The following is a 16,017-nucleotide window of genomic DNA, read 5'->3' on the forward strand; positions in this document are numbered from 1 at the left end:
GGCCGGTCGGCCCACCGCGTGGGACGGAGGGCACCTGCCCCGGCGCGCCGCTCCCTCCCAGGCTGGGAGGGAGCGAGAGCACAGAGCCGAGGAGTGGCGTCATGGCCCGCTATGTGTACGACTTCCAGGACGGTGGCCGTGACCTGGCCGGCCTGCTCGGCGGCAAGGGCGCGAACCTGGCCGAGATGGCCCGGCTGGGGCTGCCGGTACCGCCGGGGTTCATCGTCTCCACCGAAGCCTGCCGTGCGTTCCTGGCCACCGGCGAGGAACCGGAGGGGATGTCGGCGGAGGTCTCCCGGCACCTTTCGGCGCTGGAGACGGGTGCCGGGCGGCTGCTGGGGCAGGGGGACGACCCGCTGCTGGTCTCCGTCCGCTCCGGGGCGCGCTTCTCGATGCCCGGAATGATGGAGACGGTTCTCGACATCGGCCTCAACGACGACTCCGTGCTCCGCCTGGCCAAGGTGTCCGGCAACGAGCGCTTCGCCTGGGACTCCTACCGCCGGCTCGTCCAGATGTACGGCAGCACGGTGATGGGAGTCGATCCGGCCCTGTTCGACGAGGCCATGACCCTGCTGAAGGACGCCTGCAAGGCCCCCGACGATCTCCATCTCGACGCGAGCGACCTCGCATGGCTGGTGGGGACGTACAAGAGCCTGATCCGGGACGAGACCGGCCGCGACTTCCCCCAGTCCCCCGCCGAGCAGCTCCGGCAGGCGATCCTCGCCGTGTTCCGGTCCTGGAACGCCGAACGCGCCGTGCTGTACCGGCGGCGCGAGCACATCCCGGACGACCTCGGCACGGCCGTCACCGTGCAGCGCATGGTGTTCGGCAACCTCGGCCCCGACTCGGGCAGCGGCGTCGCCTTCACCCGCGACCCGGCCACCGGGCGCCCCGGCCTGTACGGCGACTACCTGCCGAACGCGCAGGGCGAGGACGTCGTGTCGGGCGTGCGGGACGCCGTGCCGCTGGCCGAGCTGGAACGGCTGGACCCCCGCTCCCACCGACAGCTGCGCGACCATGCGCAAACCCTGGAGCGGCATTACCGCGACCTGTGCGACATCGAGTTCACCATCGAACGCGGAACGCTGTGGATGCTGCAGACCCGGGTGGGCAAGCGCACCGCCGAGGCCGCCTTCGCCATCGCCACCGAACTGGTGCAGGAAGGTCTCATCAGCCCGGACGAGGGCCTGGCGCGGGTGAGCGGTGACGGGCTGGTCCGGCTGATGTTCCCGCGCTTCGACACCACCGCCACAGGTGACACCCTTGCCCGCGGCGTGCCGGCCTCGCCGGGCGCCGCGGTGGGCGCGGCCGTCTTCGACTCCGCGGAGGCCGTACGGCGGGCCGCGGCCGACGAGCGGGTCGTGCTCGTCCGCGAGGAGACGACACCCGGCGACCTGCCCGGGATGGTGGCCGCACAGGCGGTGCTGACCGGCCGCGGTGGCAAGACCAGCCACGCGGCCGTCGTCGCCCGGGGCATGGGCAAGGTATGCGTGTGCGGGGCGCAGGACATCACCGTCGACGCACAGGCCCGGCGTTTCACCGCCCGTGACGGCACGGTCGTCGAGGAGGGCACCGTCATCTCGGTGGACGGCTCCACCGGTGACGTGTACCTCGGGGCGGTACCGTCGGCTCCGTCGGCGACCATGCGCTACCTGGAGAGCGGTGAGCAGGCCGACAGCCTGGTCTGCGCGGTGGCCCGGGCGCTGGACCACGCCGACTCGGTCCGGCGCTTGGAGGTGCGGGCCAACGCCGACACCCCCGAAGACGCTGCCCGGGCCCGGGCATTCGGGGCACAGGGGATCGGGCTGTGCCGCACCGAGCACATGTTCCTCGGCGAGCGGCGCAAGCTGGTCGAGGAGATGATCCTCGCCCGTACCGATGCCGACCGCGACCGCGCGCTGGCGGCTCTGCTGCCGCTCCAGCGACGTGACTTCACGGGCATCCTGGAGGCGATGGACGGCTTCCCGGTCACCGTCCGGCTGCTCGACCCACCCCTGCACGAGTTCCTGCCCGACCGCACCGACCTGGCCGTCCGTATCGCGGCCGTCGAGGCCGTGGGTCGGCAACCGGACGTACGTGACGCGGAGTTGCTCGCCGCGGTGAACCGGATGCACGAGGAGAACCCGATGCTGGGCCTGCGTGGCGTGCGGCTCGGCCTGGTGGTTCCCGGCCTGGTCGCGATGCAGGTCCGGGCGATCGCCGAGGCGGTCGTCGAGCGCACCCGAGCGGGTGGCTCTCCGCGAGCGGAGATCATGGTGCCGCTGGTCGGCGCCGTCGAGGAACTGCGACTCGCCCGCGAGGAGGTGGCCCGGGTGCTGGCCGAGGTGGGTGAGGAGACCGCCACCCCCGTCCACTGTCCTGTCGGCACGATGATCGAACTGCCCCGTGCGGCGCTCACCGCCGGCCGCATCGCCGAGGAGGCAGAGTTCTTCTCCTTCGGCACCAACGACCTCACCCAGACCACGTGGGGTTTCTCCAGAGACGACGTGGAGGCCGCGTTCTTCTCGGCCTACTTGGACAAGGGCGTCTTCACCGCCTCACCGTTCGAGACGCTCGACCGGGAGGGGGTGGGCCGGCTGATCCGGATCGCCGTCGAGGAAGGTCGTGCGGCCCGCACGGACCTGGAGACCGGCGTCTGTGGCGAGCACGGTGGCGATCCGGAGTCGATCCGCTTCTTCCATGAGGTCGGTCTGGACTACGTCTCGTGCTCGCCGTTCCGGGTCCCGGTGGCCCGTCTTGAGGCGGGCCGTGCGGCCCTGGCGGACGTGGACACGAGTGAGAGCAGGTGACGGGAGTGCACGGATCCCTCATCGGCATGGACCCGACCGGCAGCGGAAGGAAGGCGCGTCATGCCGGCCCGCGAGATGCGAGCACATAGGCGCATCGACCTCGACCACGCCGAGGCGCTGCGGTTGCTGGGCAGCGTGTCGCTGGGAAGGATCGTCTTCACCCGGCAGGCTCTCCCCACCGTCCGCCCGGTCAACCACGTCCTGGACGACGGGGACATCGTCATCCGCACCCACGAGGGTGCCGCGCTCACGTCTCACGCGCGGGAAACCGAGAGCACGGGTGTCGTCGTCGCGTACGAGGCCGATGTCATCGACCCGGACACCCACCTCGGCTGGAGCGTGGTCGTCACCGGGTACGCCCACCTGGTCACCGACCCGGTCGAACTGGAGCGCGTCCGTGGCCTGCTGGAGCCCTGGGTGCCGATGGAACCCATGGACCAGGCGGTGCGCATCCGCCCCGAGCTGGTCATCGGTGTGCTCCTCACCGAGACGGGCGGCGGGGCGAAGACGACCGGCTGACGGCAGTCACCCACACGGCGGGGGCGGTACGGGTGTCGCGCCGTTTCGGGCACGTCGCCCGCGACGGGCGGACCCACGTCACTTCCACGTCTACGGCGGCTTTCGGCCGTCATCTCAAGAGCCCGATAGGGACCAATGGCCCCTGCCAGCGTGTGATCGGGGTCCGGGCGGCCTTCCGCGGAGCCCCGTCGGCCCCTATCGGCAGGACCGCGCCGGAGCCACCGTCGAAGGAGACACCACGACGAGGAGGTGTTCCGTCATGAGCACCACGAAGCGGCTGTGGCGGTGGCGGAGCAATCCGCTGCGGCGGCACGAGGACGTCGTCGAGGCCTGGATCGTCCTGGCTGTCTGGGTGATGGTCGCCGTCGCCGGCGCCGTCGCCGGACTGGTGACGGCCCGGAGCGCCGAGCACGAGTTCGCGGAGCAGCGCGCCCACAGGCACGCCGTTCGAGCGGTGCTGGTCACCGACGCGCCACACGGCGCCACCACGGACCGGCAGACCGACGGCCGTGTCCGGGGCTCCGTGCGCTGGGCAGCTCCCGACGGCACCCCCCGTAGTGGGCAGACACTGGTCGACAGTGGCCTGGAGGCCGGAGCCTCGGTGACCGTGTGGCAGGACGACCAGGGCCGGCTCGCGCTCTCGCAGCCGACGGGCCCTACCGAGGGGCACGTCGAGGCCGCTCTCTTCGGTGCCGCGGCCGCCCTGGCCGTCGCGGCTCCGGTCTTCGGTGCGGGTGCTTTCGCACGAGCCCGGCTCGACCGGCGTCGCATGGCCCGCTGGGACCAGGAGTGGGAACTGCTGGGAGCGCAGTGAGGCCCGAAGACGAGCTGAACCGTACCCCGGGAGCCGGCTCTCCCGGCACCCGCCGAGTGGGCACTTGGCCCCGGGGACACAAGCTGGAGGCGAGGTTCATGAACGAGACGCTGTCCCTCGGTCGGATCGCCGGCGTGCGGGTCGGCCTGAACTGGAGCGTCCTGGTCATCGTCGTCCTGGTGACGGTCGCTCTCGCGCGCGGTGAATTCCCCGCCTCCCATCCGGGCTACTCCGCCGTGCAGTACTGGGCGCTGGCCCTGCTGGCCGCAGTGGTCTTCCTCGTCTCGCTGCTGGCGCACGAGCTGGCGCACGCCGTGGTCGCCCGACGCAACGGCGTGCAGGTCGACGGCATCACCCTGTGGATGCTGGGCGGCGCGGCGCGCCTGCACAGCGAGGCCGCGACACCGGCTGCGGAGCTGCGCATCGCCGCCGTGGGCCCGCTCACCAGTCTGCTGGCCGGTGGCGCCCTGGCGGGCGTCGCCGCCGGGCTGGACGCCTTGCACGCGTCCGGGCTCGTGGTCGAGGCGGTCGCCTGGCTGTCCGCGATCAACATCCTGCTGGGCGTCTTCAACGCGCTGCCCGCCGCCCCGCTCGACGGAGGACGGCTGCTGCGGGCGTACCTGTGGCATCGCACGGGCGACCGGCTGCGGGCCACCCGCGGCGCCTCTGCGGCGGGCCGGGCGCTGGGCTGGTTCATGGTGCTGACCGGCTTCGCGGCCGTGCTGTTCGGGCACAACCTGTCCGGCCTGTGGCCCGCGCTGATCGGCTGGTTCCTCATCAGCGCGGCGACCGCCGAGGCCCGCCAGGCGGAGATGCGGAGCGTGCTGGGCGGAATCCCGGTCCGCCGCGTCATGACCCCGAACCCGGTCACGGTTCCGGACGCGGCGACACTCGCCGACTTCGTGGCCCAGGGGCCGTTCGGCCACTACCGCCACTCGGCCTTCCCGGTACTGGCGGCGGATGGCTCGGTGACCGGTCTGCTCACCGTACGGCGTGTGGAGATGACACCGGCCCAGGCGCGTGCGAGCACGACGGTACGCGAGGCGATGCGTCCGCTGGGCGACGTCGTCATCGCCGCGCCCGACGAGCCGGTGCTCGATCTGTTGCCCCGGCTGGAGGCGAGCCCCGTCCGCCGTGCAGTGGTCCTGGACGAGGGACGCCTCGTCGGCATCCTCACCGTCGCCGACATCACCCGGGCCCTGGCCTGGCCGGCCGAGCCCGCGCAGCCCCTGCCGCGGAGCACCGGCCCACACCTGACCAAGGGGGCGTCATGACGGACACGACCTCGGCCCCGGACGGACGGCGGGAGAGCCATTCGAGACAGTCCCGGCCCGTGGCAGCGGCGTCCGGGGCGGCGTAGCCGGCTCCCCCGGCCGCCGTGCGATCGTGGTGCCGGCGGACAGTGGCGCTGCCCCCGCCGGCGCGGGCCGGGCTCAGACGCGCTCCGGTACCACGGCCACCGGGCAGGCCGCGTGATGGAGGACCCCGTGGGCGACGCGGCCGAGTCGGAGGCCGAAGTGACCTTGGCGGCGCCGGGCGCCGACGACCAGCAGGTCGGCTTCGCGGGACACCGCCAGCAGGGCGTCGCGGGCGAAGCCCTCGATCGTACGGCGCTGCACCCGCAGGCCGGCCGGGGTGTCCCGTAGCGCCTCCTCCACCAGTTCCGCAGCCTGCTGCTCCTGGAAGTGGGCCGGTTCCCCGACGAGCAGGGGATGCGCACGGGGCTCGTGCAGCGGTCGGCGCCAGGCCCGCACAGCCTCCAGCGGGACCCCGCGCAGCAGGGCCTCCTCGACCGCGAAACGTACGGCGGCCGAGCCCGCCCGCTTCTCGCCCACCCCCAGGACGATGCGGCCTCGCGCACCGGAGCGGTTGTCGTGGCTGCCGCGCACGACGATCAGCGGGCAGTGCGCGTGGCCGGCCACCGCGACGCTCACGGAGCCGAGCAGTACCTCGGCCACACCGCTGCGGCCCCGGCAGCCCAGGACCATGACGAGGGCGCTGTGGCTCTCCCGGACCAGGCCGTACCCGGCTTCCTCGGGCAGCACCTCGGTGGTGACCTTCACGCCTGGCTGCCGGCGACGGGCGCGCCGTTCGGCGGTCCCCACGATGTCCTCGGCCATCACCTCCTCCGAGGGCTTACCGAGATCGTGGGCAAGGGACACGCCCTCGTAGCGCTCCCAGAGCGAGGCGTACACCAGGCGGAGTGACGCCCCGCGCAGGGCCGCCTCGTCGGCAGCCCACTCCGCTGCTCTCATGCTCGGCTCGGAGCCGTCGACACCGACGACGACCGGGAGGTCCACGGGCTCTCCGAAGGCCCGTGCGGCTGGTGCCTTCATGGGTTCTCCTTCTCGGGGCGGCGGCTCAGCTGTGCGCGACGACCGCGACGGGGGCGGTGATGTGGTGCAGGGCCGCGTGCGTGACATGGCCGATGTGAGCACCGAGGGGAGCCGGTGCGGATCCGCCGGCCGACGGCCACCAGGGACACGATCCCGAGACCCACCGAGCCGACCATGAACCCTCGCGGTCCACCGAGGGCCCGCGAGCCCGGCACCAGTAGTCCGACGTAGCCCGCCGCCTCACAGAGGACGTCGGCCACGGTTCCCGTGAGTTGCTCGGTGATCACCTCGGTGCCCGGGTGGCGCAGCCGGATCCCTTCCGCGGCCTCGTGTGTCAACTGCTCTGCCCGGTGCTGGTAACGCCCGAGGTCCAGCAACGGGGTCCGAGTGGCGTACCGGGGCGTCGGCTCCTGGACATGCACGGTCTTCGAGGGCGGAGCACGCAGCAGCGCTTCGCGAACCGCCCACTCGGCTGCGGCCCTGCTTTCGGGCGAGTCGTCGAGGCCGACGGTGACGGTCCCGGACATGGTCTCCGCCTCCGGGTGAGAGGGTTCCGCTTTCAGCGTGGCGCTGCGGCGCCGGCCGTATCAGGGGCCACACGGTCCTTCGAGGCCCGCCGCCCCCACCGCAGGGAGCTTGATGTCCCCCCCGCGGTCACGGTCCGGGCCGCCGCCGTGCTCGCCGGGGCCGAGCGCATCATGGCGCCAGAGGAGGTCAGGACCCCTCGCCTCCCACAGGGACCAGCGCGGAGCCGGCCGGCCGGGGTCAGGCGGCGGTGAGCAGGTTCTTCACCTCGACCACGTCGGAGATCTCCTCCACCTCCGCCACCAGCCGGGCCAGAGCAGCCGGGGGCATCCGCCCGGTCAGCTCCACGATGCCGTCGTGCACGGCGACCTCCACGTTCTCCCGGTCCCCCGGCGGGCAGCAGGCCGCGACCGTTGCCTCGACCTCCGTCCGGATACCGGCGTCGTCCCTGATGAGCGACTGAAGCAGCGCATCACGGCGCACAACGCCCACCAGGCGGCCATCGCGGTCGGTGACAGGCATCCGCTTCAACCGGGACAGCGCGGCGAGCCAGCCCGCCTCGGCGACCGTCGCGCCGGGGAGCACGGTGATCGCGGGACTTGTCATCAGGTCGGCGGCCGAATCGCCACGAGCCTTGCCATGGATCCGGCGCTCACGCAGCCTGCCGATGGGGCCGGGCCGGTGACCGGACGCCTCGAAAGCGACCTTCGCCAGCAGGTCGGATTCCGAGACGACGCCGACCACATGGTCCTCGGCGTCCACCACCGGGAGTGCGCCGACGTGCTCGCGCGCCAGCGAGCGGGCGATGTCGCGGTACGGCAGGTCTTCGCGCAGGGAGGCGGCGGGCACGTCCATCACGTCCCGCACCCGGGGCAGTGCCGGTTCGGACGCGGAGCGCGGCGGGAGCGGGGCGGACGGAGGTACGGGCCGGGTACCGCTCGGCGGAGTCGTCGGGGCCTGCGCTTCCGTACCCGCGTGCTTGGCGGCGGCCGTGGCCACGGCACCCAGGTAGCGCAGCAGCGTGTCCTGACGTGCCGTCTCGCCGGAACTCCAGGGGCGGGAGGGCGCATTCCGCCGGGCTTCGGCCTCCGTGGAGAAGTTCTCGTGCTCGTTCACGACGGCCTCCTGACTCCGTCGAGTTGCCTACCGTCCCAGTCTTTCGCCCTCGCGGCCCGTGCCAAGAGCCGAACGGCCCTGGTGGAACGGCGCGACGGCCCTACCCGGTGCGGGCCGGAACGGCAACGGTGAGACTGGAGGGGCAGCCGACCGGCAGGAGGCCGCCGATGAGCTTGCGGGACTTCCTGGAGCGGTTCCGTCCGGTAGGCACGCCGGGAGCGTCCGCCACCGGCGTGCCCGCCGACCGTACGGCGGAACGCGCCGCGGAACTGGAGCCCGCCCTCGCCCGGCTGGCAGACGTTCAGCAGGAGGCGGCGCAGATCCGGGCCACTGCTGAGCAGGAGGCCGAGGCGCTGCGGCAGAACGCGGCGCGAGAGGCGGCACGCCTCGTGGAGGCCGCGCGGGAGCGCGCCCGCGAGGTTCGCCGGCAGGCTGCGGAACCCCTCCTGCGGGAGGCGCAGCAACAGGCGGCCGCCCTCCGTGCCGCCGGAGACCGTACTGCCTCGGTGATCCGCGAGCACGCCGTGTCGCGTATGCCCCGCCTGGTGGATCTCGCCGTGGCCGATGCCCTGCGCCTGGCGGGCGGGGAGCGGGAAGAGCCATGAGTGCCGGGTGGGTCGCCGCGACGGTACGGGCGAAGGCCCTCGTCGGCCGGTATCCGGGCACCGCCGGGGTACGGGAGATCGCACGTGGTCCGACGCTCGATGACGCCCTGCGACGCCTGGCGACCACGCCCTACGCGAGATACACACGGACGGCCGCGGACTTGCGCGAGGCCCAGCGGGCGGTGTCCGCCACCCTGCTGTGGCACCTGCGGGTACTGGCCGGCTGGCTGCCCCGGGGCGGTGCCCGCCTGCTGGTCCCGCTCGCCGCCGGGTTCGAGATCGCCAACGTTGCCTCCCGGCTGCACGCACCGGACGGCCGCCGCGCCGAGGCTCCCTATCGGCTCGGGGCGCTGGAGACCGCCTGGCGAAATCTGCAACGCGCCGGGACACCCGCTGAGACACGGGCCGCGCTCACCGCCTCCCCTTGGGGCGACCCGGGCGGCGACACGCCGTGGGCCCTGGTCACCGGCATGCGGATGGCCGCCGTGCGCCGCACCGCTGTCGCCGTACAGCCCGCGCGCCGCTGGGCCCGGGGACGCGCTGTCCTGCTGGCGGCCCGTGAGGTGTTCGTACATCACCGCTCTCTTCCGGAGCCGGTGCTGCGCGATGCGGCGCGGCTGCTCGGATGGCGGGCGACGATCGCCACCACGTACGAGGAGTTCCGTGGGCGTCTGCCCTCGTCGGCGGGTTGGGCCCTGAAGGACGTCGACGAGCCGGGTGAGCTGTGGCGGGCGGAGGCCCGTTGGTGGCGGACGGTGCAGGCTGACGGCGCGGCGCTGCTGCGTGCGGGCCGGCCCGGGCCCCGGGTGGTGGTCGGTGCGGTGGCGCTGCTGTCCGTGGACGCCTGGCGGGTGCGGGCGGCGCTGGAGTCGGCGGCGCGCGGGGGCCGGCCCGGGGAGGTGTTCGATGCCCTGGTCTGAGGCGGTGACGCCGGTCCGGATGCGCCGTGTGGCGGTGGTCGTCCCGCGGGCGACCCTGCGGAATGCTCTGGTGCGGATCGCCGAGGAGGGCTGCGTGGAACTGGACCGCGCCGAGGAAGCGGCTCCGGGGGCGGCGGCCTCGCGCCTGCAACGGGTGCGGGGGCGGGGCGGGGCGGCCGGCCCCGACAGCGCCGCCACCGCAGTGCTGTCCTCCACCGCGCCCGACCTCGACTTGCTCGAACGCCGTGAGAACGTCGCACTGCTGGCGGGCGAGGCTCAGTTGGAGGAGCGCGCGGGGGGCGCGGTACGGCAGGGAGAGGTGGCCGCGCTCGCCGGATGGTGCCCGGCCGCCGAGGTACCCCGCGTCGCGGAACGCCTGGCCGCTGCGGGAGGCGCTCTGCTGCCGCTGCCGTACCCGCACGGGACCGATCCGCCGACACTGCTGCGGACGGGCCGGGCCGCCTCCTTCACCCCGCTGGTGACGACGTACGGGACACCCGCCTACGCGGACCTGGATCCCTCGTGGCCGGCGGGCCTCGCCTACGTCGCGATGTTCGGGATCATGTTCGGCGACGTGGGGCACGGGGCGCTGTTGGTCCTCGGTGCGGTCGCGTTGCGCCTCGGGTGGCCGCGCCGGTTGGCCGGGCTGGGCCGGTTGTGGCCGTTCCTCGGGGGTGCGGGCGTGGCTTCCATGGCGGCGGGGGCCGCCTACGGCGAGTTCTTCGGGCCGACGGGCCTGCTGCCGGTGCTGTGGCTGAGCCCCCTGGAGAGTCCTGCGCGCCTGCTTGCCGCCGCCGTGGTGTTCGGTGCCGGTCTGCTGGCCCTCGCACACGCCGCCGGGGCGGTGAACCGGGTGCGTGAGGGCGGCTGGGGCTCGGCCCTGTACGCGGCGTCCGGCTGTGCCGGGCTGCTGTTCTACCTGGGCCTCGCTCTGGCTGCTGCGGGCCTGGTCCTGCACCGGCAGCCTCCGGCCGTCGCCGGAGCCGCTCTTGCCGTGACCGGGCTGGTGCTGCTGGCCTTCGGCCTGTCCCGGGCCACTGCGGGCGGCGGCGCGGGAGTGGCCGAGACGGTGGTGCGGCTGTTCGACGTCGTCGTGCGGACCGGCACCAATACACTCTCCTTCGCCCGACTGGCCGCATTCGGCCTGACCCATGCCGCCCTCGCCGGCCTGGTGTGGCGCGGTACCACCGGCCTGGCCGGCCGCGGCGCCGCCGGAGTCGTGGGCGCTGCTCTCCTGTTCGTCATCGGCACGGCCGTGACCTTCGGTCTGGAAGCCCTGGTGGCCGGGGTGCAGGCGCTGCGGCTGGAGTTCTACGAACTCTTCTCCCGGCTCTTCGAGGCGGAGGGCCGGCCGTTCCGCCCCTGGCACGTTCCCCCGGCGGAGCCTGCCGACCCCGCTACGAAGGTGATCCCATGCTCACCTGGCTGATCGTCCTGCCGGTCCTGGTCGCGGTGCTCGGTGCCGTCCGGCTGCTGCGGCGGCGCCGGACCCGACACGCCTTCCGCTGGCTGCTGGCCACGAACGTCGCCCTCCTGGGCGGCGCCCTCGTCGTCCTCGCCACCGCGCTGGCGGGTCCGGCACAGGCTTCGGCGCGGGCCGCCGCGTCCGGTGGGGTCAACGGATCCGCCTTGATCGGGGCGGCCATCGCGGTGGCCGGCGCGTCGATAGGAGCCGCGATAGCCGTCGCCTACACGGGCGCCGCGGCGCTGGCCGCGCTGAGCGAGCGACCGGAGATGTTCGGCCGGGCGATGGTGATCGTCGGTCTGGCGGAGGGCATCGCGGTGTACGGGCTGGTGGTCGCGATCCTGCTGATCGGAAAGGCATGACGGTGGCTGCCGTGGCCGCCATCGGCGCACGGACCAGCGTGTCCGGTCTGGCGCTGGCGGGGGTCGACGTGCTCGTCGCTGAGGATCCGGACGCCGTCCGCCAGGCATGGCGGACGCTGCCCCGCACGGTCGGCCTGGTGATCCTCACGGCCGAGGCAGCCGAAGCGCTGGGCGGCGCGGCCACGGCGCCGTCCCCGTCCCAGCCGCTGACGGTGGTGATGCCCGGATGACCGCGCCTGTGGACGCGCTGAGCCCCGTCCGCGCCGCATTGCTGCGCGCGGCACGGGCCTCCGCCGACGCCGTACGGGACCGCGCTGAGGCCGACGCGCAGGAAACCCTGCGCTCAGCCCGCGCCACGGCCGAGGCGGTGCTCGCACGGGCCCGGGACCTCGGCAGAGCCGACGGTGCCGCCGAGGCGGCTCGGGAACGGGTGCGGGCGGTCCAGGACGCCTGGACGGCAGAACTGGCGGCCAGAGCCGAGGTCCACGCGGCTCTCAGGGCTGCGGTCCGCGCAGGTGTGCGAAGGGAACTCACGGAAGACGCGTCTGTGCGGTCGTGCTGCGCGGAGGCGGCACGAAGGCTGTTGGGCCCGCAGGCGAGGGTCACGGCAGCCTCGGAGGGCGGGGTGACGGCCGAGGTGCCCGGCCGCCGGATCGATCTCTCGGCGAACGCCCTCGCCGATCGCGCCCTGGACCGGCTGGGTGTCCGGGCCGAGACGTTGTGGGAGCCGGCATGACCAGCGTCGGCAATCCCTCGTCGGGCTCGTCGGACACGCGCACGCCTCCGCAGAGCACGTCCGGTGCCGCGCCGGACGGCGCGGACCGCCCACGGATCCTCCGTGTCGCCGGCCCCCTGGTGGAGATCACCTGCCCGCCCACCGTGGCCATGCACGACCTGGTCGTGCTGGGCACCGCCCGGCTGTCGGGCGAGGTGGTCGCCATCCACGGCGACACGGCCACCATCGAGGCCTACGAGTACACCGGCGGACTTGCACCCGGACACCCTGCGGAGCCCCAGGGCCGCCCCCTGTCGGTGCGGCTGGCACCGGATCTGCTCGGCGGCGTGTTCGACGGGCTGCTGCGCCCTCTGGCCGGCATCGGCGACCTTCTCACGGCAGGCGGACCGATGACCGGTGAACCGGACCGGCGCGCCTGGTCGTTCACACCGCGAGTGGCCGCGGGAGCGTCGGCCGCGGCCGGTGACGTCCTCGGGGAGATCGGCGCGGGCGTGCCGCTGCTGCTCCTGGTGCCCCTGGACCTGTCGGGTGAGGTGACGTGGGTCGCGGCGGGGGGCGATCACCGCTCGACCGACGTGCTCGCCGTGGTGGGCGGCCAGGAAGTGCGGATGGCGCAGTCCTGGCCGGTGCGCAGACCGCGGCCGGTCGCACGGCGGTTGTCGGCGGATGTGCCCCTGAACACCGGACAGCGGGCCGTCGACCTGCTCTTCCCGGTGGCACGCGGCAGCACCGTCGCTGTGCCCGGCGGCTTCGGCACCGGCAAGACCATGCTGTTGCAGCAGATCGCCAAGTGGTGCGACGCCGACGTCATCGTCTACGTCGGCTGCGGCGAGCGCGGCAACGAGATGGCGGACGTCATCGAGGAGTTGGAGGAGCTGACCGATCCGCGTACCGGGGGCCGTCTGGCCGAACGGACCGTGACGATCGCCAACACTTCCAACATGCCGATGATGGCCCGCGAGGCCGGCGTGCACACGGGCGCGACGGTCGCAGAGTACTTCCGCGACATGGGCCTCGACGTCGTTCTGATCGCCGACTCGACCTCCCGATGGGCTGAGGCGCTGCGCGAGTTCGCCTCCCGTATGGGCGAGCTCCCCGCCGAGGAGGGCTATCCGGCGGGGCTCGCCTCGCAACTGGCCGCGTTCTACGAGCGGGCCGCCGCCGTGCGCACCCTCGGCGGCGCGACCGGCTCGGTCACGGTGATCGGTGCCGTGTCTCCGCCGGGCGGTGACCGCGCCGAGCCCGTCACCGCACACACCGAGCGCTTCGTGCGCTGCCTGTGGAGCCTTGACCGCGATCTCGCATACGCACGCCACTATCCGGCTGTGTCCTGGTCGGAGTCCTTCTCCCGGGACGCCACCACGCTGGCCGCCGCCCATGCGCGGGCCGGTGACGCCGACTGGGCCGAGCGGCGTGGACGTGTGGCGCGGCAGCTGGCGGAGGCCGACCGGCTCGCCGACCTTGTCGAACTGGTCGGCATCACGGCGCTGCCGCCCCGGGAACGGATCAGTGTGCTCGCCGGACGGCTGCTGCGCGAGGCCGCGATCCAGCAGAACGCACTGTCCCCGGCGGACGCCTACAGCGCCCCCGAGAAGACGGCGGCCCTGGTGGAGGCCGTACTGACGGTCATCGACCGCTGCCTGGAACTGGTGGACTCCGGCATCCCCGCGGACGCCGTCGAAGCGGTCGACTTCACCCCGCTGCTGCGGGCGCGCGAGACGGCGGGGCCCGCAGAGACGGCTCCGGTGGCCGCGGCCCGCGACACCGTGCTGGCCAGGCTCAGGGAGGCGGCATGACCGACGCCGTGGACGTCGAGTACACGGGGGTCCGGGATCTGCGCGGTCCGCTCCTCTTCGTCGAGGGGGTGAGCGGGGTCGGCTGGGACGAGTTCGCCACGATCGTCCTCGACTCCGGTGAACGACGGCACGGCCTGGTCCTGGAAGTGGACCGCGACCTCGCGGTGGTGCAGGTCCTGGAGGACACGGCCGGCATGAACCGCACCGGCACCCGCGTCGCCTTCTCCGGCGCGCCGCTGCGGATCCCGGTCGGGACCGGATGGCTGGGACGGGTGTGCAACGGCCGGGGCGAACCGACCGACGGCGGGCCACCAGTACTGGGCGGGTCGTACGCGGAGGTCGGCGGCGCACCGATCAACCCGGTACGCCGGGAACCGCCGAACGAGGCGGTACTCACCGGTGTGGGCGCCGTCGACGTGCTCACCACCCTGGTGCGGGGCCAGAAGCTGCCGGTGTTCTCGGCGGCCGGGCTGCCGCACCTGGAACTGGCCGTGCAGATCGCGGCGCAGGCGGCATGCGGAGGGGAGCCGTTCGCCGTCGTGTTCGCCGGCATGGGACTCACCCACGCCGACACAGGGTTCGTCCGCGAAGGACTGGCGGCCCGCTCGGCCGCGAGGGAACTGGTCCTGCTCCTCAACACCGCCGACGACCCGGTGATCGAACGGCTGCTCACCCCGCGACTCGCCCTGACCGTCGCCGAGCACCTGGCGTTCACCGAGGGCCGTCACGTCCTGGTGGTCATGACGGACATGACGGCGTACGCGGAGGCCCTGCGCGAGGTGTCCGCCGCGCGTGGCGAGATTCCGGCCCGCCGGGCCTACCCCGGCTACCTCTACAGCGACCTCGCATCCCTCTATGAACGCTGTGGCCGCATCCGAGGCCGGCCAGGGTCGGTGACAATCCTTCCTGTTCTCACCATGCCCGCGGGCGACATCACCCACCCCGTCCCGGACCTCACCGGCTACATCACGGAAGGCCAGATCGTGCTGACCGCCGAGGCGCAGGCGGCGGGTACCTATCCGCCCGTGGATCCGCTGGCCTCGCTGTCGCGGCTGATGCGCAAGGGAACCGGAGTGGGACGCACCCGCGCGGACCACCCCGCCGTCGCGGCGCAGTTGATCGCCGCGCTGGCCCGGTCCCGGCAGGTGCGAGAGCTCGCCGACCTGATCGGACGCTCGGCGCTCAGCCCGACCGATCTGCGCCATCTGGACCTGGAGGACGCTTTCCGGCACCGGTTCCTGGCGCAAGGCACCGATGAGAACCGATCGCTGGACGATTCCCTGGACCGAGCCTGGGAAGTGTTGCTGACCCTGCCGCGCAGCCAGCTCGGCATGCTTCCGGCCGACCTGCTCGACGCCCACGCTCCGCCGCAGGACCAGGAGGCACGATGAGTCCGCGGGCACGCCGAGTCCCGGCCGGACGCGCCGGGCGCCTGCGGCTGCGCCGCAGTCTCGCCACGGCGGTTCGCGGAGCGGACCTCCTTGAACGCAAACTCCGGCTCCTGCTGGACCGGGAGCACACGGCACGGCAGGCAGCCGAGGGCGCGGGCCGCGCGTGGCGGCAGAGGCTGGCCGAGGCGGAATCGTGGCTGGTGCGAGGCGTGCTGCTCGGCGGCGAACGCGCGCTGGCCGAGGCAGCGCCGGCGGAGCGGGCGCGCGTCGATGTCGAGTGGGGCGCGCTGATGGGCGTGCGCCATCCGGCAGCGGTCAGCTGGACGGGTCCCGTCCGCTCCCCGTGGGAACAGACCCCGTCCAACACCGCCCTCGTGCACGCCGAGACGGCCTATCGTGCCGCGGCCCGTGCCGCGGCGGAACTCGCGGCCCACCAGGCAGCCGCCGAGCTTCTGGCCGCCGAGGCCGTTCGGACGCGGCAGCGGGTCCGTGCCCTGCGCCGGCACTGGATACCTCGGCTGCAGGACGAACTGGCGGTAGCGGAGCTGGCGTTGGAGGAGGCGGAACACGAGGAAGCGGTGCGGCGCCGCTGGGCCGCCGGCCATGGCGGCCCCTGAGTATTTCGCGCAAGCACGCGCCGGTA

Annotated in this window: 16 protein-coding genes; 13 read left to right on the forward strand and 3 right to left on the reverse strand. The window is 73.5% G+C overall.

Annotation, left to right across the window (positions count from 1 at the left end; translation table 11 throughout):
• The first annotated feature begins 101 nt into the window (after positions 1–101).
• The 4 genes from ppdK to AQJ11_RS29105 all read left to right on the forward strand — a co-directional run bounded on the left by ppdK (position 102) and on the right by AQJ11_RS29105 (position 5,396).
• On the forward strand, positions 102–2,789 hold the full coding sequence (gene ppdK / locus AQJ11_RS29090) for a pyruvate, phosphate dikinase (RefSeq protein ID WP_059265135.1): 2,688 nt from the start codon (positions 102–104) through the stop codon (positions 2,787–2,789).
• 60 nt (positions 2,790–2,849) lie between these two features.
• Complete coding sequence (locus AQJ11_RS29095; protein WP_014677344.1) at positions 2,850–3,308, forward strand: pyridoxamine 5'-phosphate oxidase family protein; 459 nt, start codon at positions 2,850–2,852, stop codon at positions 3,306–3,308.
• A gap of 259 nt (positions 3,309–3,567) precedes the next feature.
• Entirely contained in the window at positions 3,568–4,122 is a 555-nt protein-coding gene (locus AQJ11_RS29100; protein ID WP_058084396.1) for an Rv1733c family protein, read from the forward strand.
• Positions 4,123–4,220: 98 nt separating this feature from the next.
• Positions 4,221–5,396, forward strand: coding sequence for a site-2 protease family protein (locus tag AQJ11_RS29105; protein WP_203349196.1), 1,176 nt, complete (start codon positions 4,221–4,223; stop codon positions 5,394–5,396).
• A 159-nt stretch (positions 5,397–5,555) separates the two neighbouring features.
• On the opposite strand, the gene AQJ11_RS29110 is transcribed toward AQJ11_RS29105, so the two are convergent.
• The 3 genes from AQJ11_RS29110 to AQJ11_RS29115 form a co-directional block, all read right to left on the reverse strand.
• Positions 5,556–6,458: a universal stress protein gene (locus AQJ11_RS29110; protein WP_208616639.1), complete on the reverse strand. Its 903-nt coding sequence runs from the start codon at positions 6,456–6,458 to the stop codon at positions 5,556–5,558.
• Positions 6,455–6,985, reverse strand: coding sequence for a universal stress protein (locus tag AQJ11_RS46510; protein WP_244218387.1), 531 nt, complete (start codon positions 6,983–6,985; stop codon positions 6,455–6,457). The genes AQJ11_RS29110 and AQJ11_RS46510 overlap by 4 nt, the downstream gene beginning before the upstream one ends.
• Before the next feature lie 238 nt (positions 6,986–7,223).
• Positions 7,224–8,099 carry a CBS domain-containing protein gene (locus tag AQJ11_RS29115; protein WP_058084399.1) on the reverse strand — a complete coding sequence of 292 codons (876 nt, stop codon included), beginning with the start codon at positions 8,097–8,099 and terminating at the stop codon, positions 7,224–7,226.
• A 167-nt stretch (positions 8,100–8,266) separates the two neighbouring features.
• On the opposite strand from AQJ11_RS29115, the gene AQJ11_RS29120 reads away from it, so the two are divergent.
• Genes AQJ11_RS29120 through AQJ11_RS29160 form a run of 9 tightly spaced genes read left to right on the forward strand, consistent with a single transcriptional unit; the run spans position 8,267 to position 15,991 of the window.
• Positions 8,267–8,704, forward strand: coding sequence for an ATP synthase subunit B family protein (locus tag AQJ11_RS29120; protein WP_244218388.1), 438 nt, complete (start codon positions 8,267–8,269; stop codon positions 8,702–8,704).
• Positions 8,701–9,624, forward strand: coding sequence for a hypothetical protein (locus AQJ11_RS29125; RefSeq protein ID WP_059265136.1), 924 nt, complete (start codon positions 8,701–8,703; stop codon positions 9,622–9,624). Before AQJ11_RS29120 ends, AQJ11_RS29125 begins: the two co-directional genes overlap by 4 nt.
• A complete protein-coding gene (locus AQJ11_RS29130; protein WP_244218389.1) occupies positions 9,611–11,053 on the forward strand; it encodes a V-type ATPase 116kDa subunit family protein in 1,443 nt (480 codons plus the stop codon). Before AQJ11_RS29125 ends, AQJ11_RS29130 begins: the two co-directional genes overlap by 14 nt.
• On the forward strand, positions 11,038–11,451 hold the full coding sequence (locus AQJ11_RS29135) for an ATP synthase subunit C (RefSeq protein WP_014677335.1): 414 nt from the start codon (positions 11,038–11,040) through the stop codon (positions 11,449–11,451). Before AQJ11_RS29130 ends, AQJ11_RS29135 begins: the two co-directional genes overlap by 16 nt.
• A complete protein-coding gene (locus AQJ11_RS29140) occupies positions 11,448–11,681 on the forward strand; it encodes a V-type ATP synthase subunit F (RefSeq protein WP_014677334.1) in 234 nt (77 codons plus the stop codon). The genes AQJ11_RS29135 and AQJ11_RS29140 overlap by 4 nt, the downstream gene beginning before the upstream one ends.
• On the forward strand, positions 11,678–12,187 hold the full coding sequence (locus tag AQJ11_RS29145; protein WP_159061701.1) for a hypothetical protein: 510 nt from the start codon (positions 11,678–11,680) through the stop codon (positions 12,185–12,187). The genes AQJ11_RS29140 and AQJ11_RS29145 overlap by 4 nt, the downstream gene beginning before the upstream one ends.
• The gene (locus AQJ11_RS29150; protein WP_059265279.1) at positions 12,184–13,983 is read left to right on the forward strand and encodes a V-type ATP synthase subunit A; all 1,800 of its coding nucleotides are present in this window, start codon (positions 12,184–12,186) and stop codon (positions 13,981–13,983) included. Before AQJ11_RS29145 ends, AQJ11_RS29150 begins: the two co-directional genes overlap by 4 nt.
• Complete coding sequence (locus AQJ11_RS29155) at positions 13,980–15,374, forward strand: V-type ATP synthase subunit B (protein WP_058084402.1); 1,395 nt, start codon at positions 13,980–13,982, stop codon at positions 15,372–15,374. Before AQJ11_RS29150 ends, AQJ11_RS29155 begins: the two co-directional genes overlap by 4 nt.
• A complete protein-coding gene (locus AQJ11_RS29160; RefSeq protein WP_078611901.1) occupies positions 15,371–15,991 on the forward strand; it encodes a V-type ATP synthase subunit D in 621 nt (206 codons plus the stop codon). Before AQJ11_RS29155 ends, AQJ11_RS29160 begins: the two co-directional genes overlap by 4 nt.
• Positions 15,992–16,017 lie beyond the last annotated feature (26 nt).

The sequence above is a fragment of the Streptomyces corchorusii genome (genome assembly GCF_001514055.1).
Classification (GTDB): Bacteria; Actinomycetota; Actinomycetes; order Streptomycetales; family Streptomycetaceae; genus Streptomyces; species Streptomyces olivaceoviridis.